Raw genomic sequence first — 20,676 nt, forward strand, 5'->3', positions numbered from 1 at the left:
TGTGGTGCAGGGGGCGCGGTGTGGCGCCGGTGCGGCGGATCCCAACGCTTACTTTCGAGTCAACTTACCGACGCGTAAGGGAATTTCAATGGTTCGCGCAGAAGAACTCCGGGCCGGGCGCGGGGCTCGAAACACACCGACCACACCGAGAGCATGCTGGTCCAGGCCCGCGCGCGGGAACATCCACCCCACGCTGAGGACGACGACGTCCGGCGGCCCGACGGGGACGTCGTCGCGCACCAGCGCGGCACGTACCGCGGCTACGCGCGGGAGCAGGGCCTCGGCCTCCTCAAGAGGTGCGGATTCCAGGCGGAGCACGGGAGTGGGAACGGTCCGTTCCCCGGCTGTACGCGGCTGCAGCCGGCTGGACAGCCACCGTTCAAGACCCGGCTGACCTGCGCCGAAGTACGGTGCATGACCTCTACACGCACCCCTGTCCGGCGCCGCGGCACGCTGGGCGCCCTCGCCGCCCTCGCCGGCACGGCCGCCGCACGGCCGGGCGGCCGACCCGGCCCCGCCCGGCCGCTCCTGCGGGCCGCCCTCTGCCTGGCGCCCGCGCTCGTGCTCCTCGTCGCCGGGTTCCAGCGGCGCTGGATGTCCGACGACGGGCACATCTACGTCCGCACGGTCCGGCAGATCCTCGCCGGGAACGGACCGGTGTTCAACGCGGGCGAGCGCGCCGAGTCGTCCACGGGGACGCTGTGGCAGTGGCTGCTGGTGCTCGCGGGGCTGCCGGGCGCCGATGTGGCCACCGCCGCCGTGTACGGCGGGCTGCTGCTCACCGCGGCCGGGTTCGGGCTCGCGGCGTGGGGGGCGGTGCGGCTGCACGACGGGGACGGCACAAGGGGCGGCGCGGATGGCGGCCGCGCCGGGGCCCGCGGCACCCGGACGCTGCTCCCCCTCGGCGCCCTGATCCCCCTGGCCCTCCCGCCCGTCTGGGACTTCGCCACGTCCGGTCTGGAGACCGGGCTCGCCACCTGCTGGATCGGCGGCGCCTGGCTGCTGCTCGTCACCCGGCCGCGCTCCCTCGCCACCGCCTTCGTCCTCGGGCTCGGCCCGCTCGTACGGCCCGATCTGGCCCTGGTGTCCGCCGTGTTCCTGGGCGCGCAGTGGCTGAGCGCGCGCCCCTCCCGGCGCGCCGCGCTGGCCGGTGCGGGCGCGGCGGGGGCGCTGCCGGTCGCGTACGAGATCTTCCGCATGGGCTACTACGGGCATCTGGTGCCGCTGCCCGGCGTCACCAAGGAGGCCTCGCAGAGCCTGTGGGGGCGCGGCCTGGGCTACCTCGGCGACTTCGCCGGACCGTATCTGCTGTGGGTGCCCGCGCTGTTCGTGGTGGCGGCGGTGCTGCCGTCGGGGCGCACCCGGCTGTCCGCACGCGGCGAGTGGTCCGTGCGCGCCGGGGCGGCCGCGCCCGCCGCGATGTCCGGGCCCGCCCACCCGACCGTACCGCTCGTCCCGGCACTCGCCCCCGTCCTCGCGGGCCTGCTCTGCTGGGCGTACGTCATCAAGGTCGGCGGTGACTTCATGCACGCCCGGATGTTCCTGCCGGGACTGTTCCTGATGGTCCTGCCGGTCTTCCTGGTGCCCGCCACGCGCGCGTGGGCGCTGGCCGCCACGGGGGTGTGCGGGTGGGCCGTGGTGTGCGCCGCCGTGCTGCGGATCGGGTACGAGGGGCACATCGGGCCCGGCGGCATCGCGGACGAACGCGGGGTGTACGTACGGCAGAACGCCGCCGCCCACCCCGTCCACCACACCTTCGGCGGCTACCGCGAGAACGCGGCCTACGCGCGCGAGGTGCGCGCGGCCGGGCACGGCGGCGCTTCCGCCCTGTTCGTCTCCCGCACCCGCGTCGACGCCGCCGCCCCCGCCGTGACCGGCTTCTACGCCACCCTCGGCCTCAACGGCACCGTCGTCCCCCTCGACGGCGCCGCCCTCGACCCCATCGGCCTCGCCTACCCCCTGGCCGCCCACTCCCAGCGCATCGCCCACGCGCGCGTGGGCCACGACAAGTGGCTGCCCGACGAGTGGGTCGTCGCCGACCGCGGCACCGCCGACCTGCCGTCCGGACTCGACCCGGCCCGGGTGGCCGCCGCCCGCCGCGCCCTCGGCTGCGGCCCGCTCGCCGAACTGCGCGCCGCCACGCGCGCCCCCCTCACACCGGGGCGCTTCCTGCGCAACGCCGCCGGCGCCCTGGAGCGGACGTCGTTCCGCTTCCCGAACGATCCGGTGCGGGCGGAACGGGAGTTGTGCGGCGGAGGGCGCTGAGGGGGGCGCGCGGCACTGCGGGGCGCGCGGCGCTGCGGCGGCGGGTACGACCGAAGCCGCAGTCGCCTCCGTCAGCGCGGCGTGGACCCGCCGTACCCCGGCGCCGGTGTCCCCGTGGCGTACGGGGCGGGCGGCGTCGTGTCCTGCCGTGTGGGCGCCCGCTCCCGCAGGTCGTTCGCCTTGCGGATGCTCTCCGCGAGATCGCGCACGTCCTCGTCGTCCGTCGTGTACGCGAGGCCGCGCGCCCACTGCTCGAGCCGGTCCGGCGACGGGGCGCCCGGCAGCGGTGTCGTCGTGCTGTCCTCGCCCTGGCTGCCGTAGTCCTCCCGGCCGTCCTCGCCGTATGTCTCGCCGCCGTCGGGGCGGTCGTACGGCGAGCGCAGCCCGTCGGCGAAGTACGCGGCGGTGGCGGCCACTTGGAAGCGCGGGTCGGCCTTGTCCAGCGTGCCGTCCAGGTCGCCGGCGCGGAGGTCGGCCGACTCCTCGCGCGGGGCGCGGCTCTCCGGGTCGAGCCAGCGGACGTGCGCCGTGGCCAGCGGGCCGCTCGCGCCGGGCCGGGTGCGGACCGCGTACAGGGCCGTCACGGTGTGGCCGGGCCCGACCTCCCCGCCGTCCACGCGGTCGTCGCGGAAGTCGTCGTCGGCGACGCGCCGGTTGTCGTACCCGATGAGCCGGAACCGCTCGACCGTCCGCGGGTCGAAGGACACCTGGGCCTTGGCGTCGCGGGCGCGCAGGTCGATGTTGGCGGGCAGTTGCTCGCAGAACACCTTGCGGGCGTCCTTCTCGTCCGCCACGTACGTGGTGTGGCCGTCGCCCCGGTCGGCGAGCCGTTCCATCAGGGCGTCTCCGTAGTCGCTGCCCACGCCGACGCCGAACAGCGTGATGCCGTGCGCCCTGCGGGCGTCCTCGACCCGGCGCAGGATGCCGTCGGCGCTGGTGTCGCCGGTGTTGGCGAGGGCGTCGGAGAGCAGTACGACGCGGTTGGTGGCGCCCTTGCGCAGGCCGCGGGACGCGGTGTCGTAGCCGGTGGTGATGCCCGCCTCCACGTTCGTGGACGCGGTGGGGCGCAGTGCGTCGACGGCGCCGTGCACGCGGTCGCGGTGGTCGCCGAGGCGGGTCATGGGCAGGACCGTCTCGGCACGGTCGCTGAAGGTCACGAGGGCCACCGAGTCGTCGTCGCGCAGCTGGTCGGTCATGACGCCCAGGGACTTCCTGACCAGGTCGAGGCGGCCCGGCTCGGCCATGGAGCCGGAGATGTCGATGACGAACGTGAGGGCGGCGGGCGGGCGGCGGCGCTCCTCGTCGTCCGGGCGGGTGGCGAGGCCGACGCGCATCAGGGACCAGCCGTCGGCGTTGGTGCGGGCGCCGTCCACGCTCACGGAGAAGCCGTCGCCGTCGGGCTTGCGGTAGTCCTGCCGGAAGCTGTTGACGAACTCCTCGGGGCGCACCGTCGCCGGGTCGGGCAGGCTGCCCCGGTCCAGGGTGCGGCGGGCGAAGCCGTACGAGGCGGTGTCGACGTCCAGGGCGAAGGTGGAGCGCATGTCGGCGGGGGTGGGACTGGGGGCGATGTCGTCGCGCTTGCCGTCCTGTTGCTCCCGCGAGTCCCGCGCCCCGTCGGGGACCGCCGGTGCGGGCGCGGGCAGCGCGTTCGACCCGCGTTCCTTGCTCGCCGTGCGGCGCTTGTCGCCGCCGCTGTCGTCCCCGCCGCCGCTGCAGCCCGCGAGGAGCATGCCGCCCGCGAGGAGGGCGGCGGCCAGCGCGGTGCGGCGGCGTCGGTCAGGTATGCGGGTGCGTGCGCGGGTGTGGCTGCGGGTGCGTGAGAAGGGCGTGTGTTTCATGGGTCGGTCCCCCGGTTCGTCTCGTCAGCGCTCGTGACTGTGACGGCCGAGGGGCCCAGGACGATCGATCCCGGATGTTGCGGAAGGGTCTCAAGTCGGCCACGGCGAGCGGAAGTCGATCCTCCGCCTCCGCCGAGCCCCGGCGCCCGCGCCTGCCCCGGCGCCCGCGCACCTGCACCACCCCGGGACCCACCCCGCCTACGACACCACGTCCTTCCGCGAGAACCCCCGGAACGCGAGCGCGAACAGCACCAGGGCGTACGTCACCGAGATCGCCGACCCCTGGATCATGCCGCCCCACTCCGGAGTCGGCTGGAACACGTCCGCCCAGGCGAACTGCCAGTGCGCGGGCAGGAAGTCGCGCCAGCTCCCGAGGGCCGTCACGGCGTCCAGGACGTTCCCGGCGATGGTGAGACCGACGGCGCCGCCGACCGCGCCCAGCGGGGCGTCGGTCTTCGTCGACAGCCAGAAGGCGAGGCCCGCGGTGACGAGTTGCGACACGAAGACGTACGCCACCACGATCGCCAGGCGCTGCGCGGCCGTGCCCGCGTCGAGCGTGCCACCGGTCGGGATCTCCAGCGGCCCCCACCCGTACGCCGCCACCCCGACCGCGAGCGCGACCACCGGAAGCAGCAGCATCGCGGCGGCGCTCAGGCCGAGCGCCACGGCGAGCTTGGACCACAGCAGCCGGGCTCGGGGCACGGGCGCCGCGAGCAGATAGCGCAGGCTGGACCAGCCCGCCTCGGAGGCGACGGTGTCCCCGCAGAACAGCGCCACGGGGATCACCAGCAGGAACCCGGCCGACACGAACAGACAGGTCGCGGCGAAGTTCACGCCGGACGCCGTCGCCGTGTCCATGAGGGTGACCTGGTCGTTCCGCCCGCCCGGCGACCCTGCGACGGCGAAGGCGATGAGCAGCACGAACGGGAGCAGGGCGAGGATGCCGCCCATCACCAGGGTGCGCCGCCGCTTGAGCTGGCGGACCGCCTCGACGCGCAGGGGCAGGGTGCGCCCGGCGCGGTATCCGGGCGCGGTGGCGCGCTCACCGGGGCCCGCTCCGGGGTCGGCGGTCACCGCGTCGGCCACGCCCACCGCGACCGACGCCTTCGAAGCGTCCGTCGCATTCGTCGCGTCCGGCACGTCGGGGGCGTCCGTCGCGTCGGGTGCGTCCGGTGTGCTCTCGGTCGCCGTCATGCGGTGCCTCCGATCAGGGTCAGGAACGCGTCCTCCAGGCGGCGGTGCGGTCCGGCGGACTCGACGGGGACTTCGAGCCGTACGAGTTCGACGAGCAGCCGCGCCGCCGGGGAGCCGTCCCCGGTCCCCGGTCCTTCGAGGCGCACCAGGAGCCCGCCCTCCGCGCGCGTGGCCGACACCACGCCCGGCAGCGACGCCACCTTCTCCACCAGCGGGTCCGGGACGTCGGCGGCGAGGCCGACCAGGAGCGTGTCTCCGGAGCCGACGATCTCGTCCACGGGCCCCGCCTGGACGAGGCGGCCTCGGTCCATGACGACCAGGTGCGTGCAGGACTGCTCGACCTCCGCGAGGAGGTGGCTGGAGACGATGACGGTGCGCCCGCCCTCGGCGTACCGGATCATCACCTCGCGCATCTCGCGGATCTGCGGCGGGTCGAGGCCGTTGGTCGGCTCGTCGAGGATGAGCAGGTCCGGCAGGCCGAGCATGGCCTGGGCGATGGCGAGGCGCTGACGCATGCCCTGGGAGTACGTCCGCACCGCGCGGGCGAGGGCGTCGCCGAGCCCGGCGATCTCCAGGGCCTCGTCGAGGTGGGCGTCCGCGGCGGGGCGGCCGGTGGCGGCCCAGTACAGCTCCAGGTTCTCCCGGCCGGAGAGGTGCGGCAGGAAACCGGCGCCCTCGACGAACGCGCCGACCCGGGACAGGACGGGCGCGCCGGGCCGGATCGCGCGGCCGAAGACGCGGATCTCGCCCGCGTCGGGGCGGATGAGGCCCATGAGCATGCGCAGGGTCGTCGTCTTGCCCGCGCCGTTCGGCCCGAGCAGGCCGAGGACCTGGCCCTTCTCGACGCGGAAGGAGACGTCCCGGACCGCGTACCGGTCGGTCGACTTCGCGTACCGCTTGCTCAGGTCCGTGATCTGCAGGGGGACTTCGGCGAGCGCCGGGTCGGGCGCGGGCGCCGTGGTGCGCCTGCGGCCGAGGACCAGCAGGCCCACCGCGAGGACGGCGCCGGTGATCGGCAGCCACCACACCCAGGCGGGCAGCGGGGCCGCGGCGGTGTCCACGCCGGGGGCCGTCGGGACCTTCAGGTCGCTCTTCAACGACACCGTGTACGCGGCCGGTCGGGCCGGTGAGGCGTAGCCGAGGTCGGTCGAGGCGAGCACGAGGCGCAGCCGGTGGCCCTTCTTCAACTCGTGGTCGACGGCGGGCAGCGTCAGGTCGACGTCCACGCCGTCCACGGCGTCCGCCACCCGCACCGGTGCGACGAGTTGGGCGGGCAGGACCCGCTGGTCGCCGCCGGGCCCGACGTCGTACACCTTCCCGAAGAGGACCGTGTCCTCGCTGTCGGACTTCACATGCGCCCGCACGGTCGGCGCGCCGGTGACGTGCAGGTCTTCGGAGACCGGCTTCGACTCGAACGACGCGTTCTGGCCGGGGAAGTCGAGGGAGACGCCGATGCCGAGCGAGGAGAGCTGGGCGAGACCGCCGCCGCGGCCGCCGCCACCGGCCGCCGTGCCGATGCCGGGCAGCGCGGACACGGCGGGCGGCGAGGCGCCCGCGGGGTTGTCGAAGGTCTGTGGGCGCCCGGCGAGGGGCACGTCGCGGACGCCGCTCTCCAGGCCCGGGTAGCGGTCGGCGCTCGCGCCGCGCAGGGTGGCCGCGCCGTCTGTGGAGTCGATGCCTCCGGTGCGCGTGACGCGGAAGGCGGGGCCGGTGTCGACGCCCTTGTCGTCCTTCAGATAGCGGTCGAACCAGGTGCCGACCCGGCCCGCGACCCGGTCGGTCTCCATGTCGCCGCCGTCGTGCCCGCCCGCGATCCAGTCGACCGACACGGGGGCGTGGTTGTCGCGGATCGCCCTGGCCATGGCGTCGGACTGGTTGAGCGTGAACAGCGAGTCGGTCTGGCCCTGCACGATCAGCGCGGGCACCTTGATGCGGTCGCCGACGGCGGACGGGCTGCGCTCGGACAGCAGCTCACGCGCCTTCGCGTCCGGCTTCCCGGCCACCGCGACCCGGTCGTACATCTCGCACAGCCGCTTCTCGAACCGGTCGCAGCCGCCGCCCGCGCTGAGGAAGATCCCGGCCCACAGCTTCTTGAACACGCCCTGGGGGAACAGGGCGTCCGCCAGGTTCCAGTACGTGATCACCGGGGCGATCGCGTCGACCCGCTGGTCGTACCCGGCGGCGAGCAGCGCGGCCGCGCCGCCGTACGAGGCGCCCGTGACGCCCACACGCGGGTCGCCCGCCTTGTCGAGGCGCACCTCGGGGCGCTCGGCCAGCCAGTCGATGAGCCGGGAGACGTCGGCGACCTCGCCCTTCGGGTCGTTCAGACCGATCCGGCCGGTGGACTTGCCGAAGCCGCGCGCGGACCACGTCATGACCGCGTAGCCCTTGCGGGCGAGCTTCTCGGCCTGCTCGCGCACATCGCTCTTGCTGCCGCCGAAGCCATGCCCGACGAGGACGGCGGGGCGCTTCTCGCCGGGGTCGCCCGCCGTGAAGTACGACGTGTCGATCCGCACGTCCTGGCCGTCGGCCGCCTTGCCCATGGCGAGCGTCTGGTCCGAGCGCCGCACGTCCGGGCCCTCGTCCGACAGCGCCGGCACCACCGTCAACGTACCCGCCCCGGCGAGCACCACCACGGCGGCCGCGGCGGCGAACAGCCGCCTCGGCCCGCGCAGCGCGGCCTTCCAGGCTCCGGCCTTGGGCCGTCGTAGATCCATGGCGTCAACGGTACGGGGGCCCGCCGACAACCAATGCCCCCGGCGGTCGGAACCCCGGGGCCTCCCCGGGAAGTACGGCGGGGTGCTGGCGTACCACCGACGCGGTAGGCGGGGGCCGGGTCCCGCCCTTGCCGCCGCGCCCCTCAGCGAGTCAACTGTCAGGGGCGCCTACCCTGTTGACCCATGACACCTCCGCCCGCGGCCCCCGGCGGCCCCGCCGTCCCCACGGAATCACTGGCCATCGGCCAGCGCTCGCTCGGCGACCCCTCCGTGCGGTTCCCGCTGTGGCCACCGCTCACCGAGGGCTGCCCGGTCACGTCTACGGAGTCCGTCGCGTACCCCGTAGAGGTCGATTACGCCTACGACAAGGTGCCCGCCGACTTCTTCGCGACCGCCGCGGAGCGGCCGCGCGGGCACGAGCGGTGGGCGCCGCTGCTTCCGCCCCTGCACTCCCCCGGGCTCGCGGAGGGGGGCACTCCGCTGGTGCCCCTGGAGGACGGGGTGTGGATCAAGGACGAGTCCCGCAATCCGACCTGGAGCCACAAGGACCGGCTCAACCGGGTCGCCGTCGGCGCGGCGGCCGGCGTCGGCGCGGCGGGGGTCGTCGTCGCCTCCTCCGGCAACCACGGTGCCTCCGCGGCGGCGTACGCCGCTAGGGCCGGGCTGCGGTGCGTCGTCCTCACCTCGGCGGAGGTGCCGCCCGCCGTCGACGCGTTTCTGCGCGGCTACGGGGCCGTTGTGCTGCGCGTCCCCGCGGAGGCGCGGTGGCCGCTTCTCCGGCGGATCGCCGAGCGGACCGGGTACCACCCCGTCAGCAATCTCACGCCCGCCGCGCACACCGGGCACGGGTTCGGGCCCGAGGGTTACAAGACGCTCGCCTACGAGATGTTCGCCGACCTCGGTGTCGTCCCGCGCGTGGCGTTCGTGCCCACCGGCTACGGAGAGATGCTGTTCGGCATCTGGAAGGGGTTCGCCGAGCTGGTGCGGCTCGGGTGTGCCGAGCGGGTGCCTCTTCTGTACGGGTGCGAGCCTGCCGCCGGGGGGCCGCTTGCCGCGGCCGTGCGGGACGGGGTGCCCGCGGCGCATGTCCCTCTGGGGCCCACCGCCGCGTACGCCATCGCCTGTCCCGTCGGTGGCTACCGTGGGGTCGTCGCCCTCCGCGAGTCGCACGGCGCGGCCCTGCTCGTCACCGACGACGAGATGACCGCCGCGCGCTCCGAGCTGGCTCGGAACGGGATCTGGGCGGAGCTCTCCGCCGCCGCGGCCCTCGCCGGCCTCCGCCGGCTCGGGCCCCAGGAGGGTCCCGTCGTCTGCGTCTCCACCTCCAGCGGCTTCAAGGACCTCGACCTCCTGACGGCCCGCCCCTCCGAGACGATCGACCCGGATGACTGGCCGGCCGTGGAACGCCGCCTCCGCGCCTAGCGCTGCCCTCGGGGGCTGGGGCGCCGACCCATCAGCCGCGTCAACAACCCTGCGAGTCAATACACCTAGTCCGTGGGGACCGTCACCAGCCACCGGCTCTCCCGCCGCGGCCGCAGGTACAGCGCCCAGTACAGCGTCGCCACGCCCACGATCCCCCCGGTCCACAGCAGATAGGGCGCCTCCTGCTGGCTCAGGACGTAGGCGAGGACGGCGATGAGGACCACGGGCACCCCGGGCCACAGCGGCATGCGCCACGCGGGAGCGGCCCCGTGGGACCCCCGCCGGGCGAGCAGCGCGGCGACGGCGACGAGGAGGTACATCCCGGTGACGGACACCCCGGTCACCCCGTACAGGGTGTCGAGGTTGACGAAGCAGAGGGCCGCGCCGGGCACGCCGACCAGGAGCGTGGCGACCCACGGCGAGCCGAAGCGCCCGAGCCGGGACAGGACGGAGTTCACGGGCGCGGGCCACGCCTTGTCGCGGGCGGAGGCGAAGAGGACGCGGGAGTTCTGGATGACCATGACGATGCCCGCGTTGATGATGGCGAGGGCGACGCACAGGCTGATGAAGGTGCCGACCCCGGAGCTGGACCAGGCGGCGACCATCGCGCCGATGTCCCCGCTGGTGAGCGCGGCGAGGTCGGGTGCGCCCATGGTGATCGCGGCGACGGGCACGAGGAGCACGACGGCCGAGATGCCGAGGGTGAGCAGCACGGTACGGGCGACGTTCCTGCGCGGGTTCTCCATCTCCTCGGAGAGGTACACGGCGGTGGAGAAGCCCTGGGTGACGAAGAGGGCGATGGCGAGCCCGGAGACGATCAGCATGGCGGTGACGGCTTTCGTGCCGTCGCCGGAGCCGGACCCCGTGGCCACGGTGAGGTCCACGAGGCTCCCCGCCCCCCGCTCCGCGTGCGCGAACCCCAGCACCGCCACCACTCCCGCGGCGATCACCTCGAGGACGAGGAAGATCCCGGTGATCCACGCGTTGGCCCGCAGGTCGAGGAGGCCCGCGAGGGTGGCGAGGAGCATGACTCCGGCGCCCGCGTAGGACGGGTCGAGGTGGACGACGGGGGCGAGGTAGTCGGCCGTGCCCATGGCGATCACGGGCGGCACGATCATCACGACGAGCAGGGAGAGGACGAAGACGAGCCAGCCCGCGAGCCGTCCGGCCATGGTCGACACCATCGCGTACTCGCCGCCCGCGCTGGGGATGAGGGTGCCCAGCTCCGAGTAGCAGAAGGCGACGCCCACGCAGAGCAGCGCGCCGATGGCGATGGTGAGGGCGGTGGCGGTGCCGAGGGTGGAGAAGAGGTCGGGTACGACGACGAAGAGCGTGGAGGCGGGCGTGACGCAGGACAGCGTGAGCAGGGTGCCGCCGACGACGCCGATGGAACGCTTCAGCTTGCGCGGGGCCTCGGCGGCCGTGGGAGCCGCCGGTTCCGTCGGCGCGGAAGCGGGCACGGCCACGGGCTCGGGCAGCGTGCGAAGCGTTTCGCTCATGCGGCGGTTCCGTTCGGTTCGGGCGGCAGAGCCGTCATGGAAACCCCGGCGTAAGGGGAACGTCAATGCCCGATTACCTACGGAATCCGCAGCCCTTCACGTAGCCAACTCGCCGTTGATTCCCAGCCCTTCGCAGCCATAGGTGAATTTCACCTGATCGATTTCACCCATGACCTTTGATAGCAAGGTCGATTACGAGTGCAGCCTGCGTCACCCGTTTCATCCCCTCTCCACGAGAACCGCAGCCCGAACCCCGAAAAAGAAACGAAGCCGTCCGGAATCCGGACGGCTTCGTCACCTGCTTCGCGACTGCTCAGTGGTTGCGCGGGAACCCCAGGTCGACCCCCGCCGGCGCGTCCGACGGGTCCGGCCAGCGGGTCGTGACGACCTTGCCGCGGGTGTAGAAGTGCGTGCCGTCGTTGCCGTAGATGTGGTGATCGCCGAAGAGCGAGTCCTTCCAGCCGCCGAAGGAGTGGTAGCCCACCGGCACCGGGATCGGCACGTTCACGCCGACCATGCCCGCCTCGACCTCCAGCTGGAAGCGGCGCGCGGCGCCGCCGTCCCGGGTGAAGATCGCGGTGCCGTTGCCGAACGGCGAGGCGTTGATGAGGGCGAGGCCCTCCTCGTACGTCTCCACGCGCAGCACGCACAGGACCGGGCCGAAGATCTCGTCCTTGTACGCGTCCGCCGTCACCGGCACCCGGTCGAGCAGCGAGAGCCCGATCCAGTGGCCGTCCTCGTGGCCCTCGACGGTGTAGCCGGTGCCGTCCAGGACGACCTCGCTGCCCTGGGCTGCGGCGCCCGCCACGTATGAGGCGACCTTGTCGCGGTGGGCGGCGGTGATGAGCGGGCCCATCTCGGAGGCCGGGTCGTTGCCGGGACCGATCTTGATCTTCTCGGCGCGCTCCTTGATCTTCGCGACGAGTTCGTCGCCGACCGCGCCGACGGCGACGACGGCCGAGATGGCCATACAGCGCTCGCCCGCCGAGCCGTACGCGGCCGAGACGGCGGCGTCGGCGGCCGCGTCCAGGTCGGCGTCGGGCAGGACCAGCATGTGGTTCTTGGCTCCGCCGAGGGCCTGCACGCGCTTGCCGTTGGCGGAAGCGGTGGTGTGGATGTAGCGGGCGATGGGGGTGGAGCCCACGAAGGACACGGCCGCCACGTCCGGGTGCTCCAGGAGGCGGTCCACGGCCACCTTGTCACCATGGACGACGTTGAACACGCCGTCCGGCAGGCCCGCCTCGGCGAGCAGCTCCGCGACCTTCATCGCGGCCGACGGGTCCTTCTCGCTCGGCTTGAGCACGAAGGTGTTGCCGCACGCGATGGCGAGCGGGAACATCCACATCGGCACCATGGCCGGGAAGTTGAAGGGCGTGATGCCCGCGACGACGCCGAGGGGCTGCCGGATGGAGGAGACGTCCACGCGGCTGGCGACCTGCGTGGACAGCTCGCCCTTGAGCTGCACGTTGATGCCGCAGGCCAGGTCGACGACCTCCAGGCCGCGGGCGACCTCGCCGAGGGCGTCGGAGTGCACCTTGCCGTGCTCGGCGGTGATCAGCTCGGCGATCTCGTCGCGGTGCGCGTCGAGCAGCGCCCGGAACTTGAACAGGATCGAGGTGCGCTGCGCGAGCGAGGACTGACCCCAGGTCAGGTACGCGGCCTGCGCGGCGGCGACCGCCGCGTCCACCTCGGCCACGGACGCGAACGCCACCCGGGTCGTCACGGCACCGGTCGCCGGGTCGGTGACCGGGCCGTACGTGCCGGACGCGCCCTCGACGCTCTTGCCGCCGATCCAGTGGTCGACGGTCTTCGTCGTGCTCGTCATGCCAAGAACTCCTTCACAGATGGCGGCGCCGGGCGGACACGTGCCGGTCGTACTCCTCGCGTGCCTTGACCGCCGACGCCCGGGTCGCGGTCTCGGCCACGGGCACATCCCACCACGCCTGTGCCGGGGGCGGGCCCGACACTGTGTCTGCCGTTTCCGTCTCCACGTAGACACATGTGGGGCCGTCCGCTTCGCGTGCTTCGCGCAGGGCCTCGCGCAGGTCGCCGACGGTCTTCGCGCGCCGCACCGGCAGTCCGAGGGAGGCCGCGTTGGCGGCGAGGTCGACGGGCAGCGGGGGGCCCGTGTAGGTGCCGTCGGGCGCGCGGTGGCGGTAGGCGGTGCCGAAGCGTTCGCCGCCGACGGACTCGGAGAGGCCGCCGATGGACGCGTACCCGTGGTTCTGCAGGATCACGACCTTGATCGGGATGTTCTCCTGCACGGCCGTGACGATCTCGGTGGGCATCATCAGGTACGTCCCGTCGCCGACCAGCGCCCACACGGGCCGCTCGGGCGAGGCCAGGGACACCCCGATCGCGGCCGGGATCTCGTAGCCCATGCAGGAGTAGCCGTACTCCACGTGGTACTGCCGGGGCGAGCGGGCCCGCCACAGCTTGTGCAGGTCGCCGGGGAGCGATCCGGCCGCGTTGATGAGGACGTCGGCGTCGGTGACCAGCTCGTCGAGGAGGCCGAGGACCTGTGTCTGGGTGGGCCGCACATCGGGCTCGTCCGCCGCGTAGGCGGCGAAAGCCTCGTCAACACGCCGCTCCCAGCGCTCCTTGTCGTCGGTGTACTCCACCGCGTACGCCGGGTCGACGCGGTGGCCGGACAGCATGTCCCGCAGGCCTTCGATGGCGGCGCGGGCGTCGGCGACGACCGTGGCGCCCGCCATCTTGTGCGCGTCGAACGCGGCGACGTTGATGTTGAGGAAGCGCACGCCGGGCGCGCCGAAGAGGGTGCCGGACGCGGTGGTGAAGTCGGTGTAGCGGGTGCCGACACCGATCACCAGGTCGGCGGTGCGGGCGAGTTCGTCGGCGGTCGCGGTGCCGGTGTGGCCGATGCCGCCGACGTCGGCGGGGTGGTCGTGGCGCAGCGAGCCCTTCCCGGCCTGGGTGGCGGCGACGGGGATGCCGGTGGCGGCGGCGAGGTCGGCGAGGGCCTGCTCGGCGGCGCTGTGGTGGACGCCGCCGCCCGCGATGATCAGGGGCCGGTCGCTGTCGCGCACGAGGCGGGCGGCGGCGGCGAGTTCGGCGGGGTCGGGGGCCTGGCGGCGTACCGTCCACACCCGCTCGACGAAGAACTCCTCGGGCCAGTCGTAGCCTTCCGCCTGCACGTCCTGCGGGAGCGCGAGGGTGACGGCGCCCGTCTCGACGGGGTCGGTGAGCACGCGCATCGCCTGCAGCGCGGCCGGGATCAGCGCCTCGGGGCGGGTGACACGGTCGAAGTACTTCGAGACGGGCCGCAGGCAGTCGTTCACGGACACGTCGCCCGCATAGGGCACTTCGAGCTGCTGGAGCACCGGGTCGGCGGGGCGGGTGGCGAAGGTGTCGCCGGGCAGCAGGAGCACCGGCAGGTGGTTGACGGTCGCGAGGGCCGCACCCGTGACGAGGTTGGTGGCACCGGGCCCGATGGACGTGGTCACGGCGTGCGTGGCCAGGCGCCCGCACTGCCGGGCGTACCCGACGGCCGCGTGCACCATGGCCTGTTCGTTGCGGCCCTGGTGGAACGGCATCTGCTCGCCGTACTCCACGAGCGCCTGGCCGAGGCCCGCGACGTTGCCGTGCCCGAAGATGCCCCAGGTCGCGCCGATGAGGCGGCGCCGCTCGCCGTCCCGCTCGGTGAACTGGCGCCCCAGGAAGCGCACCAGGGCCTGGGCCGTCGTGAGCCGGACCGTGCCGGGCGCGGCGCGCGTGCCCCCCTGCGTATCGCTCATCGGTAACCCTCCGTGTGGTCGGGGTGGAAGCAGATCTTCCACTCCCGCTCGTCCCCCGGTCCCGCCATGACGTTCAGGTAGTACATGGGGTGCCCCGGCTGGGCGATGGACGGGCCGTGCCAGCCGTCGGGCACGAGCACCGCGTCGCCGGAACGCACCTCGGCGAGCACGTCGGTGCCGCCCTCGCGGGAGGGGAACACCCGCTGGTAGCCGAAGCCGTGCTCGCCCTCGATCTCGAAGTAGTAGATCTCTTCGAGGACCGACTCGACGCCGGGACGGTGCTCGTCGTGCTTGTGCGGCGGATACGAGGACCAGTTGCCGCCCGGCGTGATCACCTCCACGGCGATGAGCCGGTCACAGTCGAAGGCGTCCGCGGACGCGAAGTTGCGGACCTGGCGCGCGCAGCTTCCGCTGCCGCGCGCTTCGACGGGGACCTCCGGCGCGGGGCCGTAGCGGGCGGGGAGTCGGCGCTCGCACTTCGCTCCTGCCAGGGCGAAGCGGCCTCCCACGCCGGAGGCGATTTGGATGTGGGCGTCACGGGGCACGTAAGCGAAGTCGGTGACTCCGCTGAACACGCTCCCACGGCCCAGGAGTTCGATGATCTCGCCCTCCGCGTGCACCGTACAGCCGCCGGTCAGCGGGAGCACGATCCATTCACTCTCACCGGTGGCGAAGGAGTGCGATCCACCGGCCGGGATCTCGACGACACGCAGCCCCGCATACGTCCAGGCTGCGCTTTTCGGGTCGATGGCGACGGCGTAGGGCCCGTCGGCCGCACTTCCTTTTGGTACGTACGTCATGCGGGGCTCCTCCTGATTGCGTACGTCACGGCTACAGCAGGCCGACCGCGGTGTCGACGGCGCCCGCGACATCGCCGTCCGCCGGGTACAGCAGCGTCCGCCCGGCGACCAGGCCCTGCACGGTGGGCAGCCGCAGGGCGCCGCGCCACTTCTCGTACGCGGCGTCCGCGTCCCCGGCGATGTCGCCGCCGAGCAGCACGGCGGGCAGCGTCGAGGTCTCCATGACGCGGGCCATGTCGTCGGGGTTCTCGGTGACGGGGACCTTCAGCCAGGTGTACGCCGAGGTGCCGCCGAGTCCCGCGGCGATGGCGATGGACCGGGTGACGGCCGCCGCGCTCAGGTCGTTGCGCAGCACGCCGTCGTCGGACCTGCGGCACAGGAACGGCTCCACGAACACGGGCAGCCTGCGCGCGGCCATGGCGTCGACGGCGCGGGCGGTGGCCTCCAGGGTGGTGAGGGACCCGGGGTCGGTGTAGTCGACGCGGAGCAGCAGCTTGCCCGCGTCGAAGCCGAGGCGGCGCAGGTCCCGGGGGCGGTAGCCGGTGAAGCGGTCGTCCAGCTCGAAGGCGGCGCCCGCGAGGCCGCCGCGGTTCATCGACCCCATGACGACCTTGCCGTCGAGCGCGCCGAGCAGCAGCAGGTCGTCCAGGATGTCGGCGGTGGCCAGCACGCCGTCCACGCCGGGGCGGGACAGGGCGAGGCACAGGCGGGCGAGGAGGTCGGCCCGGTCGGCCATGGCCATCGGGTCCTTGCCGACGCCGAGGGCGCCGCGGGCCGGGTGGTCCGCCGCGATGATCATCAGCCGCCCGGAGTCGCCGACCAGCTCCCGCCGCTTACGCCGGGCGGCGGCCTCGGCGATGGCTTCGGGCTCCCGCACCCGGGTCCGCACGAGCTCGCCCACGTCTACGGTGGTCACGCGACCACCTCCCCACCACTGTGGGCAATCGTGCCGCAGGGCGGCACGGGTGGGCACGGCCCACGGCGCACGGTACTGCGAGTCCAACGGTTCACAGGACAGCCCCCGCCTGAAGCGCAGCTTCAACCTCACCGGCGTACGGCATCGCCGACGAACACTCCAGCCGAGAGGCGACGATCGCCCCCGCCGCGTTCGCGTACCGAATCACCCGCTCCAACTCCCACCCCGCAAGCAGCCCGTGACACAGCGCCCCACCGAACGCGTCCCCGGCCCCGAGCCCGTTGAGGACGGTCACCGGCAGCGGCGGCACCTCGACGGTGTCCCCCGCCTGGTTCATGGCGAGCACCCCCTTGGGCCCCTGCTTGACCACGGCGAGCTCGACGCCCGCGGCGAGCAGCGCCCCCGCCGCGGCCCGGGGCTCCCGCACCCCGGTGGCGATCTCGACCTCGTCCACGTTGCCCACGGCGACACTCGCGTGCCGCAGCGCGGCGGCATAGTGCGGCCGGGCTTCGTCGGGGTCGCTCCAGAACATCGGCCGCCAGTCGAGGTCGAAGACGGTGATGCCGCCGGAGCGCGCCCCGAGCGCGGCGATGGTCGCGGTCCGGCTGGGCTCGGCGCAGAGCCCCGTCCCGGTGACCCAGAAGATGCTGGCCTCGGCGATCGCGTCGAGGTCGAGCTCGGCGGCGGACAGCTCCAGGTCGGGCGCCTTGGGCTGCCGGTAGAAGTACAGCGGAAAGTCGTCGGGCGGGAAGATCTCGCAGAACGTCACGGGCGTGGGCAGGCCGGCGACCGCGCCGACCCACCGGTCGTCGACCCCGAACTCCCGCAGCTGCTCGCGCAGATACGTGCCGAAGGGGTCCTGTCCGGTCCGCGTGACCACGCCCACGCGCCGCCCGAGCCGCGCCGCCGCGACCGCCACGTTGGTGGCCGAGCCGCCGAGGAACTTCCCGAACGTCGTGACCTTCGAGAGCGGCACCCCGGTCTGCAGGGGGTAGAGGTCCACCCCGATCCGGCCCATCGTGATGACGTCGTACGCGTCGTACGGATCGGTGTTCGGATCGCTCACCCTGCACATCCCTTCCTGGAGGCAGCCTGTCGTCGCCTGCCTCAGGTCTAATCCCGTCCCAGGAACCCTGTCAACATTTTGTCCTTACATTCGGACTACTCCTTGACACTCTTCTCGGCCGCCGTGGAGGCTGACGCCCATGGCGACCAAGACCCCCTTGACCCCATCGTCGGCATCGTCGGCTCTGTCCCGCATCCGCATCGGCTCCGCCCCCGACTCCTGGGGCGTGTGGTTCCCCGAGGATCCCCAGCAGGTCCCCTGGACGCGCTTCCTGGACGAAGTCGCCGACTCCGGTTACGAGTGGATCGAGCTGGGCCCGTACGGCTATCTGCCGACCGACCCGGCGCGGCTGACCGCCGAGACGGACCGCCGCGGCCTCAAGGTGTCCGCCGGAACGGTCTTCACGGGCCTGCACCACGGCCCGGACGTCTGGGACAGGACCTGGGACCACGTCTCCGCGATCGCCGAGCTGACCCGGGCGATGGGCGCACGCCACCTCGTCGTCATCCCGTCCTTCTGGCGCGACGACAAGACCGGCGAGGTCCTGGAGGACGCCACCCTCACCCCCGGGCAGTGGCGCCAGCTCACCACCCAGACCGAGCGCCTGGGCCGCGAGGTGCGCGAGCGCTACGGCCTCACGATCGTCGTCCACCCGCACGCCGACACCCACATCGACACCGAGGAGAACGTCGCCCGGTTCCTGGACGGCACGGACTCCGACCTGGTCTCGCTGTGCCTGGACACCGGGCACTACGCGTACTGCGGCGGCGACAGCGTCAAGCTCATCGAGACGTACGGCGAGCGCATCGGCTATCTGCACCTGAAGCAGGTCGACCCGGCCGTGCTCGCCGAGGTGCGCGCGCAGGACATGCCGTTCGGGCCCGCCGTCGCGCGCGGCGTGATGTGCGAACCGCCCACGGGGGTGCCCGCGCTCGGTCCTGTCCTGGAGGCCGCGCAGAAGCTGGACGTCGACCTGTTCGCCATCGTCGAGCAGGACATGTACCCGTGCGAGCCGGACAAGCCGCTGCCGATCGCCCGCCGCACCCGCTCGTTCCTGCGCTCCTGCGGCGCGTGAGCGCTTCGCTGGATGTGCGGTCTTGCTCCTGCGGGCCGGTGGGGGCTGGTCGCGCAGTTCCCCGCGCCCCTTAGGGGCGCTTCGTACCGCGGCGGACTTTGTCTGCCCGCTCGGAGCCCTGGCCCCGTCCGGGGCCTCCTGCCCGGCGCGCGGTTGCGGCACGCTTGTCCCACGACGGGCGGGGCCGGGCCGACGACGAGCGGGAGGCCGGATGAACGCGGGCCGCTGGCACGACGCACGTACGCGCACCCCGGTGCGCTCCCTGCGCGGCCCGGACGGCCTCTGGGAGGTCGCCCTGGCCCGGCCGCACCCCCGGCTGCGGCCGGGCGTCCTCAGCTACCGCGGCTTCCGGCTCGCCCTCGGCGCGCCCCGGCAACGGCTCGAAGTCCCCATCGGCGCGGTCACCTTGATGCTGGGATTCGGTGACCGACTGCGCATCCGGGGCCTCCCGGGCTCCACCCGCCCGCCGGTGTCGCTGGTCTCGGTGGTCTCCGGGCTCACCACGCGGCCGGTGCTCGGCGAGCACGACGGGCGCATCGCCGGCGTCGAGGTGCTGCTCACGCCGTGGGCCGCGTTCACGCTCTTCGGCACGGAACAGCACGAGCTGGCCGAGCGCGCCCTGGACCCGGACACGCTCGGCGTCCGGCCGGGGCGGGGCCGCCGGGACCACGTCGGGGACCTGGCGGCGGCGCTCGCCGCGCTGCCCCGCTGGAGCGACCGCTTCGGCCTCCTCGACGACGTCCTCGCCCACTGGTCGCAGGACGGGCCGCCGTGCTCGGCGCGGATCGTGCGGGCCTGGGACGCGTTGACGCGCACCGGTGGCCGGGCGTCCGTGGCCCGGATCGCGGAGGAGGTCGGCTGGAGCGTACGGCAGTTGGAGAACCGGTTCCGCGAGCAGATCGGCGTCGGCCCGAAGGCGGCCGGCCGGATCCTGCGCCTGCAGCGCGCCCGCCGCCTGCTCGCCGCGGGCCGCAGTCAGGCGGAGACGGCGGCGCTCTGCGGCTTCTACGACCAGGCGCACCTCAGCGGCGAGTTCAAGGCCATGACGGGCTGCACCCCGCGCCGGTTCGTGCTCGCCGGGGCGGTCCCGCTCCCGGCGCACAGCGGGCCGCCGTCCGCCGAGCGGCTCGCGGGCGAGCAGACGAGCCTGGTCCTGGTGCCGGGGTCGCCCGGGCAGCGGGCGGTGTTCGCGTCGACCGGACGCCGCCGCTGAGGGCACGGCGACACCGACGAATACCACCACGTGTAGTCACGCGCCCCGGACACGCCCCGTGTCCACGCCCTGCGCGAGCGGCACTTCCGTCACAAACACCCTTTTCCTGTCACACATGTCCCGGGTACGCGGGTCTTGCGTCACAGCCAGTCGACAGACGCCCCCGCGCGGTCACTCTGCGTCGTTCGCCGGGCACAGGCTGAGTGATCGCCAGTGTCGCGCCCAGCTCCCCCGTCGGCCGTACCGGCCGCCCCTGGGCGCGCACAGGGAGGAGCCACCCATGACCGACCGAAGGCTCTGGTCGTACAAGGACATCGCGGCGCACATCCGGGTCCAGCCCGACACCGTGCGCTCCTACCGCAAGCACGGTCTGCTGCCCGAGCCCGACCACGTCGAGGGCGGCAAGCCCTACTGGTACGCCGACACCATCCGCGCCTGGGTGGCCTCCCGGCCCGGCAACCGGGCCCGCAGAGACGGCTGAGAAGAGCCCGCCGCCCCCTCTTGGATGAGTACCCCCTAGGGGTATAGTGTGAAGCACGTCAGGGGTTCCCTGGAACCAACGGGACCCCACGCGTGCACAGACGTCCACCACGTCCACACCCTTCACCGAGGAGAACGACATGACCGCCAACGCCCAGACCTCGCAGACCGACTCCGTCACCACGGTGTTCGCCGTGACGGGCATGACGTGCGGCCACTGCGAGGGCGCCGTGTCCAGCGAGATCGGCGAGCTCGCGGGCGTCAGCTCGGTCAAGGCCGAGGCGTCCAGCGGCAAGGTGACCGTGGTCTCCGCCGCGCCGCTGGACGAGGAGGCGGTCCGCGCCGCGGTCGACGAGGCCGGCTACGAGCTCGTCGGCAAGGCCTGACCGCCACCTCGCCCCTCCCCCGGGCCCCGCGGCACGCCACCCACGGCCGC

The 20,676-nt window shown here is 73.5% G+C and carries 15 protein-coding genes; 6 read left to right on the forward strand and 9 right to left on the reverse strand.

Annotated features, from left to right (window positions below):
- The first annotated feature begins 414 nt into the window (after positions 1-414).
- Positions 415-2,265: an arabinofuranosyltransferase AftB family protein gene (locus IE274_RS02245; protein ID WP_190113803.1), complete on the forward strand. Its 1,851-nt coding sequence runs from the start codon at positions 415-417 to the stop codon at positions 2,263-2,265.
- Between the two features lie 71 nt (positions 2,266-2,336).
- Here the strand turns inward: IE274_RS02245 and IE274_RS02250 are convergent, their stop codons facing one another.
- From IE274_RS02250 to IE274_RS02260, 3 genes are all read right to left on the reverse strand, one after another.
- Positions 2,337-3,995 carry a VWA domain-containing protein gene (locus tag IE274_RS02250; RefSeq protein ID WP_190114096.1) on the reverse strand — a complete coding sequence of 553 codons (1,659 nt, stop codon included), beginning with the start codon at positions 3,993-3,995 and terminating at the stop codon, positions 2,337-2,339.
- Between the two features lie 306 nt (positions 3,996-4,301).
- Positions 4,302-5,297, reverse strand: a complete 996-nt coding sequence (locus IE274_RS02255; protein WP_229909096.1) for an ABC transporter permease — start codon at positions 5,295-5,297, stop codon at positions 4,302-4,304.
- Positions 5,294-8,014: an alpha/beta fold hydrolase gene (locus IE274_RS02260; RefSeq protein ID WP_190113804.1), complete on the reverse strand. Its 2,721-nt coding sequence runs from the start codon at positions 8,012-8,014 to the stop codon at positions 5,294-5,296. Before IE274_RS02260 ends, IE274_RS02255 begins: the two co-directional genes overlap by 4 nt.
- A 183-nt stretch (positions 8,015-8,197) precedes the next feature.
- Between IE274_RS02260 and IE274_RS02265 the strand changes: the two genes are divergently transcribed.
- Entirely contained in the window at positions 8,198-9,436 is a 1,239-nt protein-coding gene (locus tag IE274_RS02265; protein WP_190113805.1) for a threonine synthase, read from the forward strand.
- Between the two features lie 65 nt (positions 9,437-9,501).
- Here IE274_RS02265 and IE274_RS02270 read toward each other — a convergent pair whose 3' ends face one another.
- The 6 genes from IE274_RS02270 to iolC all read right to left on the reverse strand — a co-directional run bounded on the left by IE274_RS02270 (position 9,502) and on the right by iolC (position 17,472).
- Positions 9,502-10,935 (reverse strand): APC family permease, encoded by a 1,434-nt coding sequence (locus IE274_RS02270; RefSeq protein WP_190113806.1) that lies wholly within the window; start codon positions 10,933-10,935, stop codon positions 9,502-9,504.
- A 313-nt stretch (positions 10,936-11,248) separates the two neighbouring features.
- Positions 11,249-12,760, reverse strand: coding sequence for a CoA-acylating methylmalonate-semialdehyde dehydrogenase (gene mmsA / locus IE274_RS02275; protein WP_190113807.1), 1,512 nt, complete (start codon positions 12,758-12,760; stop codon positions 11,249-11,251).
- A gap of 13 nt (positions 12,761-12,773) precedes the next feature.
- Positions 12,774-14,690 (reverse strand): 3D-(3,5/4)-trihydroxycyclohexane-1,2-dione acylhydrolase (decyclizing), encoded by a 1,917-nt coding sequence (gene iolD, locus IE274_RS02280; protein ID WP_190113808.1) that lies wholly within the window; start codon positions 14,688-14,690, stop codon positions 12,774-12,776.
- On the reverse strand, positions 14,687-15,490 hold the full coding sequence (gene iolB / locus IE274_RS02285) for a 5-deoxy-glucuronate isomerase (protein ID WP_190113809.1): 804 nt from the start codon (positions 15,488-15,490) through the stop codon (positions 14,687-14,689). Before iolB ends, iolD begins: the two co-directional genes overlap by 4 nt.
- A gap of 31 nt (positions 15,491-15,521) precedes the next feature.
- The gene (locus IE274_RS02290) at positions 15,522-16,406 is read right to left on the reverse strand and encodes a Cgl0159 family (beta/alpha)8-fold protein (protein ID WP_229909098.1); all 885 of its coding nucleotides are present in this window, start codon (positions 16,404-16,406) and stop codon (positions 15,522-15,524) included.
- Between the two features lie 91 nt (positions 16,407-16,497).
- A complete protein-coding gene (iolC, locus tag IE274_RS02295) occupies positions 16,498-17,472 on the reverse strand; it encodes a 5-dehydro-2-deoxygluconokinase (RefSeq protein WP_268255551.1) in 975 nt (324 codons plus the stop codon).
- 157 nt (positions 17,473-17,629) lie between these two features.
- On the opposite strand from iolC, the gene IE274_RS02300 reads away from it, so the two are divergent.
- The 4 genes from IE274_RS02300 to IE274_RS02315 all read left to right on the forward strand — a co-directional run bounded on the left by IE274_RS02300 (position 17,630) and on the right by IE274_RS02315 (position 20,626).
- Positions 17,630-18,547: a sugar phosphate isomerase/epimerase family protein gene (locus IE274_RS02300; RefSeq protein ID WP_190114099.1), complete on the forward strand. Its 918-nt coding sequence runs from the start codon at positions 17,630-17,632 to the stop codon at positions 18,545-18,547.
- Between the two features lie 211 nt (positions 18,548-18,758).
- On the forward strand, positions 18,759-19,760 hold the full coding sequence (locus IE274_RS02305) for a helix-turn-helix domain-containing protein (RefSeq protein WP_190113811.1): 1,002 nt from the start codon (positions 18,759-18,761) through the stop codon (positions 19,758-19,760).
- Between the two features lie 280 nt (positions 19,761-20,040).
- The gene (locus IE274_RS02310; RefSeq protein ID WP_190113812.1) at positions 20,041-20,241 is read left to right on the forward strand and encodes a helix-turn-helix transcriptional regulator; all 201 of its coding nucleotides are present in this window, start codon (positions 20,041-20,043) and stop codon (positions 20,239-20,241) included.
- Between the two features lie 139 nt (positions 20,242-20,380).
- Positions 20,381-20,626 (forward strand): heavy-metal-associated domain-containing protein, encoded by a 246-nt coding sequence (locus IE274_RS02315; protein ID WP_190113813.1) that lies wholly within the window; start codon positions 20,381-20,383, stop codon positions 20,624-20,626.
- The last annotated feature ends 50 nt before the right edge of the window (positions 20,627-20,676 follow it).

It is taken from the genome of Streptomyces flavofungini (assembly GCF_014650815.1).
Classification (GTDB): domain Bacteria; phylum Actinomycetota; class Actinomycetes; order Streptomycetales; family Streptomycetaceae; genus Streptomyces; species Streptomyces flavofungini.

Bases quoted from the DNA above. Each gene is read 5' to 3' on its own strand.
- iolB (WP_190113809.1), bottom strand. From the start codon at position 15,490: ATGACGTACGTACCAAAAGGAAGTGCGGCCGACGGGCCCTACGCCGTC.
- IE274_RS02245 (WP_190113803.1), top strand. From the start codon at position 415: ATGACCTCTACACGCACCCCTGTCCGGCGCCGCGGCACGCTGGGCGCC.
- IE274_RS02255 (WP_229909096.1), bottom strand. From the start codon at position 5,297: ATGACGGCGACCGAGAGCACACCGGACGCACCCGACGCGACGGACGCC.
- IE274_RS02305 (WP_190113811.1), top strand. From the start codon at position 18,759: ATGAACGCGGGCCGCTGGCACGACGCACGTACGCGCACCCCGGTGCGC.
- iolD (WP_190113808.1), bottom strand. From the start codon at position 14,690: ATGAGCGATACGCAGGGGGGCACGCGCGCCGCGCCCGGCACGGTCCGG.
- IE274_RS02310 (WP_190113812.1), top strand. From the start codon at position 20,041: ATGACCGACCGAAGGCTCTGGTCGTACAAGGACATCGCGGCGCACATC.
- IE274_RS02315 (WP_190113813.1), top strand. From the start codon at position 20,381: ATGACCGCCAACGCCCAGACCTCGCAGACCGACTCCGTCACCACGGTG.
- IE274_RS02270 (WP_190113806.1), bottom strand. From the start codon at position 10,935: ATGAGCGAAACGCTTCGCACGCTGCCCGAGCCCGTGGCCGTGCCCGCT.
- IE274_RS02250 (WP_190114096.1), bottom strand. From the start codon at position 3,995: ATGCTCCTCGCGGGCTGCAGCGGCGGCGGGGACGACAGCGGCGGCGAC.
- IE274_RS02260 (WP_190113804.1), bottom strand. From the start codon at position 8,014: ATGGATCTACGACGGCCCAAGGCCGGAGCCTGGAAGGCCGCGCTGCGC.
- mmsA (WP_190113807.1), bottom strand. From the start codon at position 12,760: ATGACGAGCACGACGAAGACCGTCGACCACTGGATCGGCGGCAAGAGC.
- IE274_RS02265 (WP_190113805.1), top strand. From the start codon at position 8,198: ATGACACCTCCGCCCGCGGCCCCCGGCGGCCCCGCCGTCCCCACGGAA.